This window comes from Nocardia sp. NPDC058058 (assembly GCF_042885355.1).
Taxonomy (GTDB): Bacteria; Actinomycetota; Actinomycetes; order Mycobacteriales; family Mycobacteriaceae; genus Nocardia.
This window is the reverse complement of the sequence record NZ_JBHVSA010000001.1, coordinates 2,015,601-2,033,860: the sequence shown is the minus strand read 5'-3', so window position 1 is coordinate 2,033,860 and position 18,260 is coordinate 2,015,601. Positions and strand designations below refer to the sequence as shown.

Here is an 18,260-nt window from a genome sequence, read left to right as displayed (position 1 = left end):
TCCTTTCGGGAATATCAGGGTGTGAGAACGGCTTTGACGGTTGTCCCGGCGCGCACGTCCGCGACGGCGCTGTTGATCTGCTCCAGCGGATAGGTGCGCACCATGCGGCCGATCGGGAATCGGCCCGCCTGGAAGAGGTTGAGCAGGCGCGGGATCAGTACCGCCGGGGCCTGATGGCCCATCACCGATCCGGTGACGGTGCGGCCCTTGAGTAGTTCGAAGACATTGGCGCGCATGGCCGCATCCGGCGCGGTGACGCCGAGAATGGCGGCGGATCCGAGCGGCGCGAGGACTTCGACGGCGGTATTCATCACCTGCACTACGCCGGTCGACTCCACCGCGAAGTCGACTCCGCGTCCGCGGGTGAGTTCACGAATCGCGGCGGCCGGATCCTCGACATCGGCGTCGATGGTGTCGGTCGCACCCAGATCCGTTGCGAGGCCGAGCCGTTCGACATTGCGGTCGACGACGATGATGCGCGCCGCCCCGGCGACCTCGGCCGCCATCAGGGCGCTGAGCCCGACCGCGCCCGCACCGAAAATGGCTACCGTGCTGCCCGCTCGCACGCGCAGCGAGTTCAGCACCGCGCCCGCGCCGGTGATGACACCGCACCCCATGGGCGCGAGCACCTCCAGGGGCAGATCCGGATCGACCTTCACCGCACCGCGCGGATGCACCAATCCGTAGGTGGCATGCGAGGACTGCTCGAAGAAGTGATCGTGCACCGCCGCGCCGTCGGCATCGCGCAGCCCCACCGACCCGTCCGAGCGCACCGCGTGGAAGTTGAGCGGAATATGCCGAACGCAGTACGCGGGCTGCCCGGCCAGGCAATTCCCGCACAGGCCACAGGAATCCAGGCTCAACAGCACCCGATCGCCGGGCCGGAAACCGGTGACCGCCGATCCGACGGCCACCACCTCCCCGGCTCCCTCATGCCCGAGCACCACCGGTCGCGGTGTCGGCACGGTGCCGCGTGCCGCCTCCAGATCGGTATGGCACAGACCCGAGGCGATATAGCGGACCAGCATTTCCTCCGGTCGCGGATCCTGGAGTTCGAGCCGCTCCACGCTGAATTCGGCCGCGTTCTCGCGCGCGACCGACGCGGTGATCATCAGGCTCATGCGGCGGTCCGGCCGAGGATGAGATCGGCGGCCTTCTCGGCGATCATGATGGTGGGGCCGTTGGTGTTTCCGCTGGGCAGTGCGGGCATCACCGATGCGTCGACCACTCGCAGACCGTGCACGCCGTGCACGCGCAGCTCCGGATCGACGACCGACAACGCGTCCAGACCCATACGCGCGGTGCCGATCTGGTGGTGTCCGCTGACCACGGTCGCGCGGGCGTGATCGCGTAACTGCTCCCGGGTGCGCACGGTAGGTCCGGGTACCGCCTCGCCGTCGGTCCACTCGCGCAGCGTGTCCTGGGCGGCGATCTCGCGTAGCAGTTCGAGATTGTCCACCAGCGTCTCCAGATCGCGCGGATCGGAGAACACCTTCGGGTCGTAGCTCGGTGCGACCGTGGGATCGGCTGAGCGCAAACGCATTTCGCCGCGACTGTACGGATGCAGCAGCTGGGCGACCGCCGAGAATCCGTGTTCGGGCAGTGCCCGATCGGGCAGCGGGTAGACCCAGGACAGGAACAGCGGCTGGATATCCGGTGCGATCAATCCGGGGCGTGTGCCGGTGAACAGGTGCGCTTCCAGGCCCTGCGCGGACCAGGCGGGGGTGGGTCCGGTGGCGCGCCAGATGAGCGGGCTGGACCAGTGATCCTGGAGGTTTCGCCCGACACCGGGCAGATCGGCGCGCACTCGCAGTCCGAACGATCGGAGTTGTTCGGCCGGGCCGAGACCCGAGAGCAGCAGCAGTTGCGGCGATCCCAGTACACCGGCGGACAGCACCACTTCGGCGTCCGCGTACGCGGTGTGCGCGATACCGTCCACCAGGTATTCCACGCCGACCGCGCGCTCCTGCTCGAACAGCACGCGGGTGGCGTGCGCGCCGGTGACCACCGTCAGGTTCGGGTTTCCGGCGATGGGTTGCCCGTAGGCCACCCAGGTGCTCTGCCGCCGATGATCGCGAATGGTGTGCTGGGTGTAGCTGACACCGGTGATATCGCCGCTGTTGTAGTCCTCGTTGAACGGCAGACCGTACTGTCCCGCGGCCTCCACCCAGGCTTTGACCAGTGCGTTCGGTCCCGGATTGCGCTGCACCCAGAGCGGGCCGCCGACACCGCGCCCGCCGTCCGCGCCGCCCTCGAAATGTTCGAGCCGCCGGAAGTAGGGCTCCACGTTCCGCCAATCCCAGCCCGCCGCACCCTGATACGCCCAGGCGTCATAGTCCGCGGCGATACCGCGCACATAGATCATGCCGTTGAAGGCGCTGCTGCCGCCGAGCGTCTTACCGCGCGGCCAGGGCAGCCGCCGTCCATCGGCGTGCGTCTGCGGTTCGGTGCGCAAGCCCCAATCCACCGCGCTGCCCCACAGTTCGATCGACCGGACCGGATCGTGGATGGCCGGATTCGTATCGGCCGGACCGGCTTCCAGCAGCAGCACCCGGTGACCGGCGTCGACCAGCCGCCGGGCCAGCACCACACCCGCCGAACCGGCGCCGACGACGATGTAGTCGTGGTTCATGGACCGCAGCCCTTCTCGTATCGCGAACGCGCCGGGGTCCCGGCACCGGGCAAACCATGTTCTCGGTCACTGAAAAACCTCTGGACGGATTCAGAATGGCCAGGTCAGCGGCGTGCGAGCGGATTCAGTGCGCGGTGGGGTGCGATCTGGCCGGGTAGATGACCGACTACGCTGCGCGAGTTCGAGAATCGGCGGAGTCACGCAGGAAGGAAGCCCCGGCCGGGCGCAAGACGCACGACAATGGCGACAATTCGCATCAACCTGCTCAATGGCGTCGAGGTGCTCCGCGACGGGCAACCCGTACGCCCGGGTCCGCCGCAACGCTGTGCGCTGCTGGCCGCGCTGGCCCTGCGCCGCGGGCGCTGGATCCCCGCGACCGTCCTACTGGATGGCCTCTACGACGCCGACGTCCCCGCCAGCGGCACCGGCCTGGTCCAGACGCATATCTCCGCCCTGCGCCGCGTGCTCGAACCGGACCGCGCACCTCGCGCCGAACCGCGAGTGCTGCTGTCCGGACACGGCGGATACCAATTGCGGATCACCGACGACCAGGTCGACGCCGGAATCTTCGACGCGCTGGTCGCACGAGCGGAAAGCGCTCGCGCCCAAGGGAATTGGCAAGTCGCCGACCAGCTCTACACTCGCGCGCTACCGCTGTGTTCCGGCGAACCGCTGGCCGGACTGCCCGGCCCGGCGGCATCCGCCCAGCGCGCGGTGCTCTGCGAGCGCTACCTCTCCGCCCTGGAGGAAAGCCTCTTCGTAGCCTCCATGCTCGGCCGCACCGACCAGGTCCTGGACCGCCTGCGCCCCCTGGTCGGTGAACACCCGCTCCGCGAACGCGCCGCCGAACTCCTCATGCGCGCCCTGGTCCGCCAGGGCCGCCGCTCCGAAGCCCTCGAGGTCTACACCCGCACCCGCCGCGCCCTGATCGACACCCTCGGCGTCGAACCGGGCAACGACCTGCGCGCCCTGCAAACCAACATCCTCGCCGGACAACCGATCCCGGACCCCATCCGCCATCCGTCGCCGCCGGACACCTTCCCGGCTGTGCTGTCTCGTCGGCCCAATGACGGTGCGGCGGGAGTTACCGCGTCCCCGCTTCCCTCGACCGTTGCATCGAGAGATGAAAGTGCGCGGTATCGATCCTCCACCTCCGAGGCGATCGACCTACGGGAATCCCCGGCGCCGCCGACCATTCGACCGGGCGCACTGAATGCCGCCGAAATCGCGGCGCTGGCCGAGCGGGTGCCGGGAATCCCCGGCGGCCGGTTCGCGCTTGATATCCATCGGGCCACCGGAGGCGCTCCGATGCTTGTCACCGCGCTGCTGAAAGACCTTGCCCTGCTGGATGATCCGCCGTGCGTTCCGAAATATCTCCCGAACGGAAACTATGCGCGCGCGGTTCGCCGGCAACTCGATCATCTTGGACCGGCCGCGGCCCGCGCGCTCCGTGCGATCGCGGTGCTCAACGAGTACGACGCCCCGCCGGAGGTGGTGGCCGCCGCCTGCGGCCAGTCCGACAGCGAATTCCGGGACTGTTGCGCCACACTGACGGCTCACGGCATTACGGCCCCGCCCCAGCCGGACCACGGCACCGCGGTCGACGGGGGCGTAGGTGATCCGGTGCCCGTGCCCGGTGGTGCGCCGGAGCTGTCTCGGCTGCGACATGCGTTGCTCGCCAATACCTTGCGCCGATTGTGCCCGCGCGACGAGGTGCAGGGCATGTTGGTGGCGGCGGCGCGGCGTGCGGCGGCGGTGACCGAGGACACTCGGGTGGCGGCGGGGTATCTGCGGGAGTTGTCGGGGGAGCGGTGGGCGGAGTGGGTGCCTACGTTGGTGGACGCGGGGGCGGAAGCTGTTCGGGCGCTGGAGCTTCCGGAGGCGATCGGGTATCTCGAAGTGGCGCAGCGGGTGTGCGCGCCGGAACAGCGCGATGAGATCGGAGTGCGGCTCGGGCTGGTGAAGCAGTGGACCGATCCGGTGGCGGCGCGGGCGTATTTCGAGCGGGCGCTGGCGGGGCAGCGGGCCGCGAAAGTCGCTCCGACGGCGCTCATTCCGCTCGCGTGGACGCTGGTCACCTCGGGTCAGGCGCAGGATGCCGAGGCGCTGCTGGACGAGGTGATCACCGAGACCGCCGCCCATGACCCGGAGGCCGCGCGGACGCTGCGAGCCTCGCGCTGGATGGTCACCGGGCTGACCTCGGGGGCCTGGAACGCGTACCTCGCGCGCACCCGCGCCGAGGCGTCGCCCGATGCGGTGACCGTGGCCGTGCGCACCATTGACGACCTGGTGGCCGTGCGTATTTCGGCAGCCGAGGCGCGCACCCGATTCGAGGCGGCGGCGGGCGGTGCGACGGGGGAACGCGTCCCGCCCGAATTGCTCGGCATCGAGGCACATATCGCGCTGTGGACCGATGACCTCACCCCGGCCCATCGGCTCACCGGTCAGGGCGAGGACAGGTACTTCGGCATGCTCGACACCTATCGGCTCATGCTGCACACCGAAGTGCTGCTGCGCCAGGCCCGTTACGCCGAGGCGGCGCGGACCTGCGCGCTGGTGGCCGTGCCCGCCCCCGCGTCGGTGCGGCGTCCGGCCGGGCTGGTCGCCCTGTACGCCGCCGCCCTGCTCGGGGCCGGGCGTATCGAGGAGGCCGACCGCTGGCTCGAACCCGCCCGCATCCACGCCAATTCCGAGTCCTGGGAATGGATTACGGTCACCTACGTGCGCGCCATGCTGTGCGCCGCGCAGGGCCGCTCCCGTGCGGCCGCCGGACATTTTCTGGACTGCGGGCGTCGTCTCGCATCCTGGCATCAACACAACCCCTCACATCTGCCGTGGCGCAGTTCGGCGGCGCTGCAACTCATTTCAGTGGCTGGTGAGGCCGACCAGGCCCGCCGTCTCGCGGCCGAGGAACTCGAACTGGCTGTTCGCCTGAACACCCCAGTCGCCCTGGGCCGCGCGTGGCGGGCGGTCGCGCGGACCGCGGCCGATGACACCACACCCGAATTGCTCCGCCGGGCTGTCGCATACCTGGAACGCGGTGATTCCACCGCCGAGTTGCTGGCGGCCCGGATCGATCTCGCCGCCGCCTATTCGAGCGACGATCTGATCGAGCTCGCACGAACCACCTTGCTGGAGGCGCGAACCCTGGCCGATTCCAGGAACGCCCATATCGTGCTCGCACTGATCGACCAGCGCCTGGACCTGCTTCCTGCTGTTCCCGGGCCGAACGCCCGCGATCGATCGCGCTCGGACGCCGCGACCTTCCAGTCGGCGATTCGTGCGGCACCCCGGGGCGCGTCGCGCCATCCGAGGGAGGTCGGGCGCTCGTAACCGCGGCCGCGTCGTGGGTTAGGTTCACGGCGAGGGTAACCATCGCCGCGTGGCCACCGGGGTTCTAGCGTCGAGGGAATGGGCGATTCGCGGCGGCTGCTGAAAACGGTTACGGGAGTTAGCGGTTCGGCGGATGTGTATGCCGCCGCGCTGGATCCGGGGCGATCGACGCTGGAATCGTCGATCGAGATCGCGAAGCTGGCGGAGGCCCACGGGTTCGACGCGCTGTTCGCGGCGGATCTGCTGAGTTTCGGTGCGCAGGGCGCGATCGGTGCGCAGGAGCCGCTGATCTTCCTCGCCGCGTTGAGCGCGGTCACCGAGCATGTCGGGTTGATCGCCACGGTGACCACCACGTTCCACCATCCCTATAACCTCGCGCGCCTGTTCGGCACCCTCGATCACGTCAGCAATGGGCGCGCGGCCTGGAACGCGGTCACTTCCTCTCTCGGAGAGGAGAACTACGGCTCGGGTGACCTGCCGAGCCCGGAGGATCGCTACCGCCGTGCGGGGGAGTCCCTGGAAGTGGTCAACGCGCTGTTCGACAGCTGGCGACCGGGCGCGCTGACGCCGGACGGGCACGGCGGCGCGGTGCTGAACGCCGAATTGGTCGAGCCGATCGACTACGCGGGCGAATTCTTCACCGTGCGCGGGCCGTTGAACATTCCACCGCTGCCGCAGCGGCGTCCGGTGCAATTCCAGGCCGGGCAGTCCGAGGCGGGCGTCGAACTGGGCGCACGGTTCGCCGAGGTCGTCTTCACCTCACTGCCCACCCTCGAGGATGCGGTCACCTACACCAAGAAGATCCGTTCGCGCGCTGCGGAATTGGGCCGGGCCGACGGATTACCGCTGATCATGAGCTCCTTCCACGCCACCTACGGCGCATCGGAAGAAGAAGTGCGGCGGCTGGTGCGCGAGCGCGATGAGGCCACCGATTTCGACTCGGGACGGCTCGCGCTCGCCGATATGCTCGGCGGCGGCGTCGACCTGTCCGAGCTGCCCCTGGACCAGCCCATTCCCGAACAGCTGCTCCCCGATGCGCGTTCGGTGCATCGTCGTCGCGGCCGGGTGGAGATCTTCAATAACTTCGCCCGATCGGGAAAGACGCTGCGGGAGTTGATCATCGCGGCCAAGGACACCGGCCACTGGGCCGCCGCGGGCACCCCCGAACAGCTCGCCGACGTCATCGCCGAGCGCTACGACGCGGGCGTGCTCGATGTCATCTCACTCGGCGGTCTGGCCGATCCGCGCACCCGCGACTTCCTGCTGAACGGCCTGCTGCCCGAACTCCGCCGCCGCGGCATCGTCGGAACCGGTTACACCGGAACGACTTTCCGCGAGAACCTGGAACTGCCGCCGCTGCCGAACTGATCGGCTACCCGGCCGCGCCCGCACCGGGCGCGGCCCGCAGACCATCGATGGTGACCGCGATGAGCCGTTCGGCCGCATCCGGCACCGTCTCGCAGGCGATGCCGATACCGTGCCCGAGCCGCACCAGATCCCGGGGTTCGATATCCCCGCGCACCGCGCCCGCCTGCTGCGCGGCCTCGAGCAGTGCGTTCGCCGCATCGTTGATCGCCGAGCGGCACAGCGTGAATGTCGGTGAATTGTGGTCCATTCCGGCCTTGAGCGTGGTCGCCAGACTGCGATTGGCCATCACCCACCGCACCTGTTCGCGCAGCCAGTATTCGAAAGCCGTCGCGCCCGAATGCTCTTCGAGTAGCTCATAGGCGCGTCCGCTCAACCGCTCGATATTGGACCGGTAGACGGCCTCGATGAGCGCTTCGCGATTGGGGAAGTGCCGGTACAGCGTCCCGATGCCGACACCCGTGCGCCGTGCGATCTCCTCCAGCGCGGCATCGGGCCCGAGTTCGGCGAATGCCTCCCGGGCGACCGTCAGGATGCGCTCGTAATTGCGGCGTGCGTCGGCGCGCATCGGCTTATCCGTCGGCGGTGCTCCCACGAACCCTCCACTAGAAAACGGATGGACCCTCCGGATACACTTGCGCAAGTGGAGGGCTCCTCCATATGATAGCTCTATCGGAAACGGAGGATGCCTCCGTTTGATTCCGAGTCATATCTTCCTTTCGATGGAGCGATCCTTGTCGACCACCCTTTCTTCGAATGCCGCTGTCGCGGGTACCCGAGCTCCCGCGACCGAACCTCGCCGGATCCGCTCCGGCATCGTGCTGGCCACCCTGCTGACCTGCCAATTGATGATCGTCCTGGATATCACCGTGATGAATGTGGCGCTGCCGCGCATTCAGGCGGATCTGCATTTCAGCCCGACCGGTCTGTCCTGGGTGATGAACGCGTACACCCTGGTCTTCGGCGGATTGCTGCTGCTCGGCGGCCGGGCCGGGGACCTCTTCGGCCGCCGCAACCTCTTCATCGCCGGTGCGGCCCTGTTCACCCTGGCCTCGCTCGCGGGCGGTTTCGCGCCCTCGGCGACCTGGCTGCTCATCGCGCGAGTGGTGCAGGGGATCGGCGCGGCCATGGCCGGACCCAGCACCCTCGCGCTACTGACCACTACCTTCTCCGATCCCAAGGCCCGAATTCGGGTGCTGGCCTTGTTTTCCGGCATGTCCAGCGCGGGGTTCGCGATCGGCCTGATCGTGGGCGGACTGCTCACCGAATGGCTGAGCTGGCGCTCGGTGCTGTTCATCAATGTGCCGTTCGGGCTGGCGGTCGTGGTGCTCGCACTGCGCTATCTGCCGCGCGCGCAACGGCAACCGGCGCATCTGGATCTGCCCGGCGCGATCACCGCGACCGGTGGTGTGGCCGCGCTGGTGTACGGCTTCATCAATGCCGCCGCGCACGGCTGGGGTAAGCCCGAGACCGATATCTCGCTGGCGACGGGCGTCATTCTCATCGCCGCGTTCCTGGTGATCGAATCCCGCACCGCGCAACCGCTGTTGCCGCTGCGGCTGTTCGCCGACCGCAATCGTGCCGCGGCCTACGCGAGTATGTTCCTCGCGCCCATGGCGGGTATGTCGATGTTCTTCTTCCTCACCCAGTTCCTGCAGGACGTCCTCGGATTGAGTGCGCTGGCAACGGGTTTCGCCTTCCTGCCGACGGCCCTGCTGATGTTCACCATGATTCGCATGATTCCGCGCCTGCTGCCGCGCTTCGGCCCGAAGCCGCTGACCATGATCGGCACCGCGTCGATGGTCACCGGCCTGCTGCTGCTCACCCAGCTCACTGAGCACAGTGGTTACTTCCCGGTACTGTTCGCGGCCATGCTGCTGATGGGATGCGGTATCGGACTGGCGGTTTCACCGCTGAACGTGATCATCATGTCGAATGTGGAACCGCATGAGGCCGGAGCGGCGGGCGGCGCGTTGCAGACATTGCAGCAGACGGGCGCGTCGCTGGGTCTGGCCATCCTGGTGACCGTCTTCGGCACCGCCTCGCGCGGTGCGGGCGGAACCGCCCAGCATGCCCTGGTCGCCGGTATGACCACGGCGTTTGCCGCGGCGGCGGGTATTGCCGCGCTGACCTTCGCCGTGGCCCTCACCTATCGGAACCTGAGCACATCGAAGTGAAAACCGGCGCTCGACACACGCGGAAGGAGATTGCTTCCCGGGTGGATCGCTGATCTCTGCAAGGATGTCGAGCTGGACTGTTCTTTGGCAGCTGCTTCGCCGGATACCACCGTAGGGGGCGGCGAAGCAGCCGAGGATCCGGAGGCTTCTCTGTGGATGTCCGAAATTCAGCGCAAGGCCACCGCACTCTGGTAGACGTGCTGTCGGCGCGAGTCCTCGAGACTCCGCGCCGCATCGCATTCACCTTCGCGGGCCATCGCACTGACTCGGAAAGCGTTGATTACGGCCAGCTCTGGGACCGGGTTTCCGGATTGTCCAGGCTGGTGCGCGAAGTGACCGCGCCGGGCGATCGGGTGGTGCTACTGTGCCCGCCCGGAAGGGATTTCGCCTGCGCGTTCTTCGCCTGCCTAGCGGTCGGCCGCATCGCGGTCGCCGTGCACCTACCGTCCTCGGCGCAGCAGTTCTCGACGCTGGCCGAGATCATTCGGGACAGCGGTGCGGTGGCGGCCGTCGCGCCGCTCTCGGTCATACCGGTCACCGGCGAACAGCTCGGTGCGGGCATCACGATTATCGACAGCGATTCGGCCGGACCGGGATTCGATATCGCGGCGGGTCTGGACGCGGCTCCCGGACCGGACGATATCGCCTTCCTGCAGTACACCTCCGGGTCGACCGGATCGCCCAAGGGCGTCGCGGTGCTGCACCGGAACCTCATGCACAACCTGGGGCTGCTGGCGTCGAGATATGAACTGGGACAGGACAGCTCGATCGTCTCCTGGCTGCCCCCGTTCCATGACATGGGCTTGATCCAGGGCTTGCTGCTGCCGGTGCACAGCGGATTTCCCAGCACGCTCATGTCTCCCATGACATTTCTGCGCGATCCGCTCACCTGGTTGCGGGAGATAGCCCGGAATTCGGCGGTCACCGCGGGCGGGCCGAACCTGGCCTACGGCCTGTGCGTGAAGCGGGTATCACCGGAGCAGGCCGCGCAATTGGACTTGAGCGGCTGGCGCATCGCCTTCGTCGGCGCGGAGCCGATCGATCCGAACGCACTGCGCCGCTTCGCCGAACTGTTCGAGGTCAGCGGTTTTCGTCCGGAGAGTTTCACCCCGATGTACGGTCTGGCCGAATCCACGCTGTTCGTCGCCGGCGCGGCACTCGGAAGCGGTGCGCGCGCACGCCGATTCGCGGTCGCCGAACTCGAGCGCGGTACCGCGCTGGAGGATGCCGACGGCCGGGAATTGCCGAGTCTGGGTCCGGCCGAACCGGATTCGATCGCCATCGTCGATCCCGAGACCCGGATGCGCTGTCCGGAGGGGACCATCGGTGAGATCTGGCTGCGCGGTCCGAGTGTCGCGGCCGGTTACTGGCATAAGCCGGTCGAGACCGAACGCGCCTTCCACGCCCGGATCGCCGATACCGACGGACCGGAGTTCCTGCGCAGCGGTGATCTCGGATTCGTCTGTGCCGGAGAGCTTTACGTCTCGGGTCGGATCAAGGAACTGATGATCGTGCACGGCCGCAATATCTTTCCGCAGGACATCGAGCGCACCATCGTCACCACCCATCCGGTGCTGCGCCCGGGTGGCTGCGCCGTCTTCGCGGCCAGCATCGATGATGAGGACCGGGTGATGGTCGTGCAGGAGCTGGCTGATTTACTCGAGCCCGAAAACGCCGAGGTATTGGCGGGTTCGATCCGTGAGATCGTCAGCCGGGTGCATGCGATCAGCGTGCACCGGGTGGTATTCGTCGGTAAGGGCGAGGTACCCAAGACGACGAGCGGAAAAGTACAGCGTCAGCGTTTGCGGGAGCATTACTCATGTTCGGCGACTTTCCAGGAGAGTGCGTTATGAGTGAATCGGCGACAACCACGGCCGTGCTCGGATATTTCGTGGAATGGGCCGCCTCGCGGCTCGGCAGGGAAACGGTGGACGCCGATGCGCCCCTCACCCAACTGGGTTTGGATTCGGTGCATGCGGCGGAATTGATGACGATCCTGGAGGATCGCTATCAGACGGAGATCGCCGCGGAGGATATTTTCGACGGACTTACCCTGGCGGATGTGGCGCGCCGCGTGAACGCGCAGCAGGTGGGCGCACCGCGTGGGTAATCCGAAATTCAGTCTGCTGTTCTTCTCCAGTGACGCACAGCAGCAGGGCGGGCGGCGCTATCAATTGTTGCTCGACAGCGCCCGTTTCGCCGATGCGCACGATTTCGAGGCGGTGTGGGTTCCGGAGCGGCATTTCCACTCCTTCGGCGGGCTGTATCCCAACCCGGCGGTGCTCGGCGCGGCATTGGCCGCCACCACCTCGCGCGTGCGGATTCGCGCGGGCAGTGTGGTGCTGCCGCTGCACAATCCGGTGCGGGTGGCCGAGGACTGGTCGGTGGTGGACAACCTGTCCGGCGGTCGCGTCGATCTGGCCTTCGCCACCGGCTGGAATGTGGACGATTTCGTGCTGGCCGGGCACAACTACGACGATCGGGTCGAGATCACCCGCGCCGGTATGGATACCGTGCGCCGACTCTGGGGCGGGGACTCGATCACCCTGCCCAATGGCGTCGGCGAAGACCGTGCGGTGCGCATCTTCCCGGCGCCGGTGCAGCCGGAACTGCCGGTCTGGCTCACCTGTAGCGGCAGCATCGAGCGTTTCGAGATGGCGGGCGCGCTCGGGGTGAACATCCTGACCGCGCTGCTGTTCCAGGAGGTGGACGAGCTGGCGGACAAGCTCGCCGCCTACCGGAAGGCGCGGGCGCGCCACGGGCACGGTATCGAGCAGGGCACCGTCACCGTCATGCTGCACACCTTCGTCGGCACCAGCGACGCCCAGGTGCGCAAGACGGTCGGACCGCCCTTCAAGCGGTATCTCGAGGATTCCGTTGATCTCTGGCGGCGCGGTTCGGACGCACTGGACCGGCTGGACGAGAAATCGCGGGCCAAGGTATTGGATTTCGCATTCGAACGCTATTACCGAAATAACGGCCTGTTCGGCACACCGGAATCCGCACTGCCGATGGTCACGCGATTGCGTGAGATCGGCGTGGATGAGATCGCCTGCCTGATCGACTTCGGCATTCCGGATACGGATGTGCTTTCCGGACTGGAATCGCTTGCCGCGCTGAAGAATTCCCTCTCGACCGAATAGCAGATCTGCCGAATATCGCATATCGCAAAGGCTTTCGAGACCCAGGAGCATAATGTCCGGCGACCGTTCACGTCCTTTTCCGCTCTCTGCCGCTCAGCAGGGAATCTGGTACGCGCAACAGTTGACCGGTTCGACACCCATTACCAATGCCCTGAATATCGATTTGCGAGGTGCGCTCGACGTCGAATTGCTGATGGCCTCGTTCTGGCGCGCGGCGGGCGAATGCGAGGCCGCCCTCCTGCGCCTGATCGAGGCCGACGGCACGGTGTCACAGGTGCTGGATCGGCGGCTGGACGAGCCGATCCGGCTGCTCGATCTGCGGGCGGAGGCGGATCCGGTCGCCGCCGCCCGGGAATGGATGCGCGAGGAGTACAGCGGGTCCGTTGACCTGCAACGGGATCGGCTCATCGCCACGGCCGTGCTGCGTGTCGATGACGATCGCTGGTGCTGGTACGTGCGCGCGCATCACATCGCCATGGACGGGGTGGCGGCGATGACCCTGCTGACCCGCGTCGGTGAGCTGTATACCGCCGCGGTGCGGGGTCGCGAGCCCGCCCGGGTGCGATCGCGCGGCCTGGCCGAACTGGTCGCGGCCGACGAAGAGTACCGGGGCTCAGCGCGTTTCGAGGCCGACGGCGAGTTCTGGCGGGAGCGGCTGCGCGATCTGCCCGCTCCCGTCAGCCTCGCGGGCCGCGGCGCGCAGGCGGACGCGCACCCGATCTCGGTGCAGGGCGTACTTCCCGAAGGCACCGGCGCGCTGCTCGACCAGGTCGTGAAATCGACGGAGACCAATACCGCCGCGCTGATTCTGGCGGCGTTCGGGGTCTTCCTCGGCCGCATGACCGACAGCGCCGATATCGTTCTGAGCCTGCCGGTTTCGGCCCGCGTCACCGCGGCCGCCCTGCGCTCGGGCGGCATGCTGGCCAATACCGTCCCCTTCCGGGTGAGGACCGGTGCGCACGACACGGTGCGGGACGTGCTGACCGCCACTCGGCGCCAGCTCATCGACGCGCTGCGCCATCAGCGCTACCGCCAGGAGGACATGTTCCGCGATATCGGGCGGCTGACCCCGCAGACCCAGGTCTTCGGGCCGTACGTGGATCTGATGCTGTTCGATACCGAGATCACCCTGGGTTCGATCACCGGGCGCTGGCAGGTGCTGACCCCGGGCCTGGTCTCGGATCTGTCGGTGAGTGTCTATTCCGCGGCGGGCTCCGGGGCCACCTGCGTGGACTTCGTCGCGAACCGCACGCTGTACACGCCCGAGGATCTCGCCGGACAGCACCGCCGGTTCCTGGACTTCTTCCACGAGTTCCTGCGGGCGGCGGCCACCGACGCGGCCGCGCTCGTGCGCGATATCGCCCTACTCGCACCCGATGAGCGAAACCTGGTGCTGCGCGGCTGGAATGACACCGCCGCACCGATCGACGCGGCGGACACCCTGGTGGATATGTTCGATCGCCAGGCCGCGGCCACCCCGGACGGCATCGCGATCGTGGCCGGCGACCGCCGAATCACCTACCGGGAGTTGGATACTCGGTCCCGGCGACTGACGACCGTGCTGGCCGAGCGCGGCGCGGGACCGGAAGTCATTGTTGCGGTGGCACTTCCGAAGGGCATCGAACTGCTCACCGCGATGCTCGCGATCCTGCGCACCGGTGCGGCATACCTGCCACTGGACCCCGGGTCACCGTCCGAGCGACTCGATTACATCCTCGCCGACGCGCGGCCCACCCTGGTGATCGTCGATGACGGCACCGCCGAAGTGGCGGTCGCCGTGCCCCGGCTGCGCATGGACCGACTGCCCGAGCCGACGATCGACCTCACCCCGCGCGCGCCGCGCCCGGACAATATCGCGTACCTCATCTACACCTCCGGCACCACCGGAAACCCCAAGGGTGTGGCGGTAACCCACGCGAACGCGGTATCGCTGTTCGCGGGCACGCTGCCCTGGTGCGAGTTCGGCCCGGTTGATGTGTGGACCTGGTGCCACTCCCAGGCTTTCGACTTCTCGGTGTGGGAGATCTGGGGTGCGCTGCTGCACGGCGGGCGCGTGGTCGTGGTGCCCCGCGAGATCGCCTACGCGCCCGCGGAACTGTGGCGACTGGTCGTCGAGCAGGGCGTGACGATCCTGAACCAAACCCCCTCGGCCTTCTACACTTTGATCGAATCCCAGCGGACGGCCGATACCGCCGAGTCGGACCTGCGGATGGTCATCTTCGGCGGTGAAGCGCTGGACCCCAGCCGTTTGCGGCACTGGCGTCCGCTCGCCGGACCGAATCCACCGGCGCTGGTGAATATGTACGGGATCACCGAGACCACCGTGCACGTGACGAAACAGCCGCTCACCCCCGAGCGGTTGCGGGGCGAGCACGGTGCGAGTCCGATCGGCGCGCCGTTGGCGAATCTTCGCGTGTACGTGCTGGATTCGTTGCTGCGCCCGGTGCCGCCCGGCGTGGCGGGGGAGTTGTACGTGGCCGGAAATCAGGTCGGCCGGGGCTATCACGCTCGGCCGGGGCTGACGGCCACGCGGTTCCTCGCCGACCCGTTCGATGGGAACGGCGGCGGACGGCTGTATCGCAGTGGCGATATCGTGCGCTGGACGGCGGCGGGCGTCCTCGAATACGTGGGCCGCGGCGACGAACAGGTCAAGATCCGCGGCTTCCGCATCGAACTCGGCGAGATCGAGGCGACCCTGGCCGCCGCGCCCGCCGTGGCCCAGGCCGTCGTCACCACCTACCTCGCACCCCCGGTCACCCCGGACGCCGCCCCGGACACCCAGCTGGTGGCCTATCTGGTCCCGGACCCGCTGCACGCGCCGGTCGCCGCCAAATACCTGGAGCTGCAACGCGATCGGACTGTTCCGCCGGAATGGCTGCACGAGCTGCCGAACGGTATGCCGATGGTGGGCCGCAATCGCTCGAATATCGAATTCCTGTACCAGGAGATCTTCGAGCAGCAGGAGTACTGCCGCACCGGCATGAGCATTCCGGCCACCGGCTACATCGTCGATATCGGCGCGCACGTAGGGATGTTCTCGCTCTATGCCAAGCGCACCTCGCCCGCGGTGCGGATCTTCGCGGTGGAGCCGATGCCCGAACTGCGGCGCATGTACGCGGCCAATTCGGCACTGCACGACCTCGGTTCGACGCTGATCCCGTACGCGATCGGCGCGGAAGCCGCGACCGACACCTTCACCTACTACCCGGAGATGTCGGTGCTGTCCGGGCGCGGCACCGACAGCCGGGTACAGCATCAGATCCTGGAATCGTTCATACACAACGAATTCCAGGCCGAGAGCCAGGATCTGGGCGAGGGCCTGGTCGATCAGCTGATCGCGGACCGCCTGGATTTCGTGCGCGTCGAAGTACCCGTCCGCACGCTGTCGCACATCATCGGCGAATACGACATCCCACGCATCGATCTGCTCAAGATCGATGTGGAGGGCAGCGAGCTCGACGCGCTGCGCGGTATCGAACCGCGGCACTGGCCGCTCATCGACCGCATGGTCATCGAGGTGCACGATGTGCAGGATCGGCTCGCGGCGGTGGAGAAGATGCTGTGCGAGCACGGTTTCCACGTGCAGGCGCAGGTGTCCCCGAATGTCATCGGCACCGATCTGCACATCGTCTACGCGGCGCGCGGCACGGTCCAGCTCGGCTCGACCACCGGGCCGGACGGCAAGTCCGCGGATCTGCTCGCCCGCGACGAGAAGTGGAGCGCCCCCGGCCTGCTCGGCACACTCATGCGGGAACGCCTGAGCGAGCGGTTGCCCGCCTACCTGGTGCCGGATGTGGTCATGGTGCTGGACGCGCTGCCGCTGACGGTGAACGGCAAGGTGGACCGGGCCGCGCTGCCGGATCCGGTGGTGGCGCGCGCGTGCTATCGGGCACCGGCCACGCCGGTCCAGCAGATCGTGGCCGAGGTGTTCGCCGAGGTGCTGGGAATCGAGCAGATCGGTCTCGACGACGATTTCTTCGCGCTCGGCGGAAACTCGTTGTCCGCCACCAGGTTGTCGGCCCGGCTGTCCGAGGGCGTCGGCGTCGCGGTGGCGGTGCGCGATGTCTTCGACGCCTCGGCGGTGGGCGCGCTGGCGCAGCTGCTGACAGCGCGGGTACCCGAGGCGTGGAATCCGGTCGGGGGTGCGCGATTGCGGCGCTGGGAGCGGCCCGATCGGGTGCCGCTGTCCCATGCCCAGCGGCGCATGTGGTTCGTGAATCGGTTCGCGCCGGAATCGGTGGCGTACAACATTCCCGCCGTGCTGCGCCTGCGCGGAGCCGTGGACACCGCCGCGCTGGCGGAGGCGGTGTGGGATCTGCTGGATCGGCACGAGGTGCTGCGCACCAGGTATCCGGACGCGGACGGCGTGCCCTTCCAGCTGGTGGTGCCGACGGCGGAAGTGGCGGCGCTGGCCGATCTGGATCTCGCGCCGCTGCCGGTGCGCGCGCACGAGGTCGCGGCGGCCATCGACACCGTCGCCGGGACCGGATTCGATGTGGCGCAGCGGGTTCCATTGCGGGTGCGGTTGCTCGCGGTCGGACCGCGGGAGTTCGTGCTGTTGCTGATCATGCATCACATCAATGCCGACGGCTTCTCCATGGCCCCGCTCGCACGGGATCTGGGCGCCGCCTACGCCGCACGGTGCGCCGGGCGGCGACCGGAATGGTCTGCGCTGCCGGTGCAGTACGCGGATTACGCACTGTGGCAGCGCGAATCGCTGGGAACACCGGACGATCCCGACTCGGTGCTCGCCCGCCAGCTCGGTTACTGGACCGCACAACTGCTGGACCTTCCCGAGGTGCTCGAACTCCCCTCCGATCGGCCGCGCCCGGCCATCGCCTCGCATCGCGGCGGCACACAGCGTTTCGTCATCGACGCCGGGGTGACCGCCGAGCTGCGCGCCTTGGCGCGGGCGCGCGGGGTGACGGTGTTCATGGTGTTCCACGCGGCGCTGGCGGTGACGCTGTCGCGGTTGTCGGGCAGTGCGGATATCGCGATCGGCTCACCGGTCTCGGGCCGCGGCGCGGCCGAATTGGATGAGCTGATCGGCATGTTCGTCAATACCGTGGTGCTGCGCACCCGGGTGGACGAATCGATCTCGTTCACCGAATTTCTGGCCCGGGTGCGCGGTGTGGATCTGGACGCGTTCGCGCACGCCGAGGTCCCCTTCGAACAGGTGGTAGAGGCGCTCGATCCGCCGCGCGGTCAGGCGCGGCATCCGCTGTTCCAGGTCATGCTGGCATTCCACAATCTCGATCAGGTCGAGTTGGAGCTGCCGGGGGTGGCGGTGACCGCCACCGGCGCGGATACCGGCGTCGAGCGCTTCGACCTGACCTTCACCATGACCGACGCGGCCGCCGCCGACGGTACCCTCGCGGTCGAACTCGGCTATGCCACGGATCTTTTCGATCAGCCCACGATCCTCGCACTGGTCGAACGGCTGTGCCGCGTGCTGCGCGCGGTCGCCGGTGATCCGGCGATCGTGGTGCGCGATATCGATGCCCTCTCGGCGGACGAGCATCGCGTGCTGGTTCCCGAGTGGGGGCTCGGCAACCGTGCCGCCGCTGTCGAACGGGTGACCCTGCCGGGCCTGCTGGCCGCGGCCGTCGC

General features: G+C 67.8%; 10 protein-coding genes (1 of these 10 only partly in view). 7 read left to right on the top strand and 3 right to left on the bottom strand.

Annotation, left to right across the window (positions count from 1 at the left end; genetic code table 11):
• Positions 1 to 14: 14 nt before the first annotated feature.
• Complete coding sequence (locus ACFVUS_RS09310) at positions 15 to 1,121, bottom strand: NAD(P)-dependent alcohol dehydrogenase (RefSeq protein WP_387763009.1); 1,107 nt, start codon at positions 1,119 to 1,121, stop codon at positions 15 to 17.
• On the bottom strand, positions 1,118 to 2,632 hold the full coding sequence (locus tag ACFVUS_RS09305) for a GMC family oxidoreductase (RefSeq protein WP_387763006.1): 1,515 nt from the start codon (positions 2,630 to 2,632) through the stop codon (positions 1,118 to 1,120). The genes ACFVUS_RS09310 and ACFVUS_RS09305 overlap by 4 nt, the downstream gene beginning before the upstream one ends.
• 240 nt (positions 2,633 to 2,872) lie before the next feature.
• Here ACFVUS_RS09305 and ACFVUS_RS09300 point away from each other — a divergent pair, with 240 nt between their 5' ends.
• Both ACFVUS_RS09300 and ACFVUS_RS09295 read left to right on the top strand, forming a co-directional pair.
• Positions 2,873 to 5,965 carry a BTAD domain-containing putative transcriptional regulator gene (locus ACFVUS_RS09300; RefSeq protein WP_387763004.1) on the top strand — a complete coding sequence of 1,031 codons (3,093 nt, stop codon included), beginning with the start codon at positions 2,873 to 2,875 and terminating at the stop codon, positions 5,963 to 5,965.
• Between the two features lie 78 nt (positions 5,966 to 6,043).
• A complete protein-coding gene (locus ACFVUS_RS09295; protein WP_387763001.1) occupies positions 6,044 to 7,333 on the top strand; it encodes an NtaA/DmoA family FMN-dependent monooxygenase in 1,290 nt (429 codons plus the stop codon).
• A gap of 4 nt (positions 7,334 to 7,337) precedes the next feature.
• Here ACFVUS_RS09295 and ACFVUS_RS09290 read toward each other — a convergent pair whose 3' ends face one another.
• Positions 7,338 to 7,925: a TetR/AcrR family transcriptional regulator gene (locus tag ACFVUS_RS09290; protein ID WP_387762999.1), complete on the bottom strand. Its 588-nt coding sequence runs from the start codon at positions 7,923 to 7,925 to the stop codon at positions 7,338 to 7,340.
• A 127-nt stretch (positions 7,926 to 8,052) separates the two neighbouring features.
• Here ACFVUS_RS09290 and ACFVUS_RS09285 point away from each other — a divergent pair, with 127 nt between their 5' ends.
• The 5 genes from ACFVUS_RS09285 to ACFVUS_RS09265 all read left to right on the top strand — a co-directional run.
• Positions 8,053 to 9,507 (top strand): MFS transporter, encoded by a 1,455-nt coding sequence (locus ACFVUS_RS09285; protein WP_387762996.1) that lies wholly within the window; start codon positions 8,053 to 8,055, stop codon positions 9,505 to 9,507.
• 197 nt (positions 9,508 to 9,704) lie between these two features.
• Complete coding sequence (locus ACFVUS_RS09280) at positions 9,705 to 11,360, top strand: fatty acyl-AMP ligase (RefSeq protein ID WP_387762993.1); 1,656 nt, start codon at positions 9,705 to 9,707, stop codon at positions 11,358 to 11,360.
• Entirely contained in the window at positions 11,357 to 11,617 is a 261-nt protein-coding gene (locus tag ACFVUS_RS09275; protein ID WP_387762990.1) for an acyl carrier protein, read from the top strand. Before ACFVUS_RS09280 ends, ACFVUS_RS09275 begins: the two co-directional genes overlap by 4 nt.
• Positions 11,610 to 12,650 carry a MupA/Atu3671 family FMN-dependent luciferase-like monooxygenase gene (locus ACFVUS_RS09270; RefSeq protein WP_387762987.1) on the top strand — a complete coding sequence of 347 codons (1,041 nt, stop codon included), beginning with the start codon at positions 11,610 to 11,612 and terminating at the stop codon, positions 12,648 to 12,650. Before ACFVUS_RS09275 ends, ACFVUS_RS09270 begins: the two co-directional genes overlap by 8 nt.
• Positions 12,631 to 18,260 carry the 5' end (the start) of a non-ribosomal peptide synthase/polyketide synthase gene (locus tag ACFVUS_RS09265; protein WP_387765464.1) on the top strand. 22,864 nt of this gene lie beyond the right edge of the window, so only the first 5,630 of its 28,494 coding nucleotides appear in the window; its start codon is at positions 12,631 to 12,633; its stop codon lies beyond the right edge, outside the window. Before ACFVUS_RS09270 ends, ACFVUS_RS09265 begins: the two co-directional genes overlap by 20 nt.

Coding starts and splice junctions, on each gene's coding strand:
- ACFVUS_RS09310 (WP_387763009.1), bottom strand. CDS start 1,121: ATGAGCCTGATGATCACCGCGTCGGTCGCGCGCGAGAACGCGGCCGAA.
- ACFVUS_RS09305 (WP_387763006.1), bottom strand. CDS start 2,632: ATGAACCACGACTACATCGTCGTCGGCGCCGGTTCGGCGGGTGTGGTG.
- ACFVUS_RS09300 (WP_387763004.1), top strand. CDS start 2,873: ATGGCGACAATTCGCATCAACCTGCTCAATGGCGTCGAGGTGCTCCGC.
- ACFVUS_RS09295 (WP_387763001.1), top strand. CDS start 6,044: ATGGGCGATTCGCGGCGGCTGCTGAAAACGGTTACGGGAGTTAGCGGT.
- ACFVUS_RS09285 (WP_387762996.1), top strand. CDS start 8,053: ATGGAGCGATCCTTGTCGACCACCCTTTCTTCGAATGCCGCTGTCGCG.
- ACFVUS_RS09275 (WP_387762990.1), top strand. CDS start 11,357: ATGAGTGAATCGGCGACAACCACGGCCGTGCTCGGATATTTCGTGGAA.